This window comes from Methylomagnum sp., assembly GCF_054333355.1.
In genome coordinates this window covers 1-3,173 of the sequence record NZ_JBTEKS010000465.1, presented here as the reverse complement: position 1 = coordinate 3,173, position 3,173 = coordinate 1, and the positions used below count along the sequence as shown (strand labels likewise).

General features: G+C 59.7%; 2 protein-coding genes. Both read left to right on the top strand.

The genetic code is table 11. From position 1 onward, the window contains the following. The first annotated feature begins 208 nt into the window (after positions 1–208). Positions 209–2,086: a hypothetical protein gene (locus tag ACXWUF_RS21105; RefSeq protein ID WP_458503387.1), complete on the top strand. Its 1,878-nt coding sequence runs from the start codon at positions 209–211 to the stop codon at positions 2,084–2,086. Between the two features lie 278 nt (positions 2,087–2,364). Continuing rightward, positions 2,365–2,928, top strand: a complete 564-nt coding sequence (locus ACXWUF_RS21100) for a recombinase family protein (RefSeq protein ID WP_458503386.1) — start codon at positions 2,365–2,367, stop codon at positions 2,926–2,928. Positions 2,929–3,173 lie beyond the last annotated feature (245 nt).

Genomic DNA, 3,173 nt, shown 5'->3' with positions numbered 1-3,173 from the left:
CGACCCCATTCGAGTCTGGACAGCCAAACCCCGGATGAGGTCTACTTTAAACCCCGACCGGCCCTTCCCAAGGCCGCTTAACCCAGCAGGGCATCCACTTATCCCGGCTTAAATCCTGTTCAAACAACCGGGGCCACCTCTCTACATCCACGGCAGCGGCTACCCGGAAGGTTCGCCCTTCCCCTGGATCGTCAGCGATTTCAGCTTGGTGGACGCCATCGAAAGCGGCATCACCAAGATTCCGAGACTCCCCACCCAGGACAACACCGGACGGCCCGACCCCAAGTATTTCAAGCTCTGGCAGAACATCACCGATGGCCTGAAACGCGGCGAAAAGCTCAGCGGCGGCAAACCCAAGCCGGATGTGGTCTACCGCAAGGCCGAAGACGCGCTGCTCACCCTGGCCGGGGAATGGAAGCAGCGTTACGAGCAACTCAACGCCTCCACCCCCGGCCAAGACCGCACCCCACCAGTGATGATCGTGGTGTGCGACAACACCGACATCGCCGAGCATTTCCACCGGATGATTTCCGGCGAGGAAACCGTGGTGGTGGACGAGACCGACGACGAGGCGGACGACGACGAAAGCCCCAAGCGCAAGAAGAAGCCCAAGCCCCAGAAGCGCTATAACCCTGGCCTGCAAGGCTTCCCGGAACTGTGGAGCCAGCCCGGCGCGGAAGTCACCTTGCGGATCGACTCGGACCTGTTGGCCCAGGCCGAAAGCGAAGACCCCAAGGCCACCCGCAAGGAGGCGGCGGAAGAACTGCGCAAGATCGTGTCCAGTGTGGGCCGACCCGGCGAACCGGGCGAGCGCATCCGCTGCGTGGTCAGCGTCAACATGCTCAGCGAGGGCTGGGACGCCAACAACGTGACCCACATACTCGGCTTGCGGGCCTTCGGTAGCCAATTGCTGTGCGAGCAGGTGGTGGGGCGGGGACTGCGGCGCATGGACTACACGCCCGATCCCAATACCGGCCTGCTGACCGAGGAATATGTGGACGTGTTCGGCGTGCCGTTCTCCCTGATTCCGTTCAAGGGCCGCAAACCGAAAAACGGCCCGCCGCCGGAAGACCGACCGAAGCACGAGGTGAAAGCGCTATCCGAACGGAAACACCTGGAAATCCGCTTCCCGGTGGTCGAGGGCTATGTGGTGGACCTCAAGCACCATCGGGTGCGTTGCGACCTGAGCCAAGTGGAACGCACCCGGCTCGACCCATCCAGTACGCCGACCGCCGCCTTCGTGCGCCCCCAAGTGGGCTACAAAATCGGCCATCCCAGCGCTTACGGCGGCTTCGGCTTCGAGCAGGTGGACCGGCAGGCGTATTACCAATCCACCCACCCGCAGACCATCGCCTTTGAAATCGCTCGGGAAATCGTCCGCGCCCTCACCGAAACCAGCCATCCGGGCCGCGAGACGCCGCAACGGCAGGGCCGCAGCGTGCTGTTTCCCCAAGTGGTGCGCATCGTCCAGAACTATATCGACACCCGCGTGGACCTGAACGGCTGCCACCCGTGCGAAATCGGCCTGCAAAACTACGCCCAGCGCATCGTCGGCTTGCTGGTCGCGGCCATCGAGCCGGACGAAGACCACGGCGAAACCCCGCTGTTGCCCCGCCTCAATCGTTATCAGCCCATCGGCAGCACCGGCAAGGTCCATTTCAAGACCGTCAAGCCCATCCAGGCGACCACCCATAGCCATCTGAACTATGTGGCTTGCGATACCAACACTTGGGAGCAAGCGGCCATGTTCCGGTTGGAGCAATTGGCACAGGAAGGCTTGGTGCTGGCCTATGCCCGCAACGACCACTTGGAATTCAACATCCCCTATGAATTCTTCGGCATTCCCCGTGTGTACGAGCCGGATTATCTGGTGCTGCTGGTCAACGGCATCACCCTGTCTCTGGAAGTGAAGGGCCAGCCCCACCCGGAGACCGACGCCAAGCACCAGGCCGCCCGGCGCTGGACGGCGGCGGTCAATCATTGGGGTGGGTTGGGAAGATGGGAATTCCTGGTGTGCTGGGAGCCGCAGCAATTGGGGGAGCAGATTGCGCGGCTAGTGAATGAGACGACGGCCAAACGGGCTTGAGGGCATGGCGGGATGCTTCGTGATTAAAGCCGGGTGGGATTTCTTTCCTGCTAGCGGATGGGTTCGATTACCCCGCCAAGACTCAAAAACGCCTATGCCTATTCGCTTTGCCCTGGACGCATGAATATAGAACCAGTTCGCAATAGCGAACGACTCGGAACGGTCTAAAAAAGTGTACTTTTTGAGACCTGTCCCCTTGTGTGTCTTTTTTAATGTCTTATAATTTGATTCCGCCAACATCCAAGACTTTATGAGACATTCCGAAGGAGGACACCGCTATGGCAACCGTTGGATATGCGCGAGTAAGTTCCGTCGGCCAATCCCTCGACGTGCAACTTCAAAAGCTTCGGGAGTGCGACAAGATTTTTCAGGAGAAGCGCACCGGCACCACCGCCGACCGCCCCCAACTCAAAGCGTGCCTCGACTATCTGCGGGAAGGCGACACCTTGGTGATTTCCCGGCTTGACCGGCTGGCCCGCTCCACCCTGCACTTGACCCAAATCGCCGACCAGCTAAGACGGAAAGGCGTGGAGCTTCGGGTGATCGACCAAGCGATAGACACCACCACCCCGACCGGACGGCTTATGTTCAACATGCTGTCCGCCATCGCCGAGTTCGAGACCGAAATCAGGAAAGAGCGCCAGCTTGACGGTATCGAAGCGGCCAAGGAAACGGGCGTGGAATTCGGGCGGAAAGCCAAGCTGACGCCGGATCAAATCGAGGAAATGAAGGCTAAGCGGGCAGGGGGCGTGCTCATCAAGGACTTGATGAGCGAATACGGGCTTAGCAAGGCGAGTGTTTACCGGCTGTTAGGGGAAGGGGCGGAAGCGGTCACGGGTTAAAGAGCGTGATTTCCCCTTAACGGCTGGATACGATAGGCGCATGACCACGAAAAAATGTCGCCGGATTTTTGGGGGCATATTTGGGGGCACCAAGCGCGATCTTTATTACGCTGGGTCATTAAAAAACAAACCCTTAAGCCTGGATGTGATAGTCCTCGACTTTGGCCATTTTCACGTTTGCTGAAAGCGGGAGGCGGCTGGCGTAGGACAATGGTTGTCCGAGACAATGGATTGGAGATGCCAGG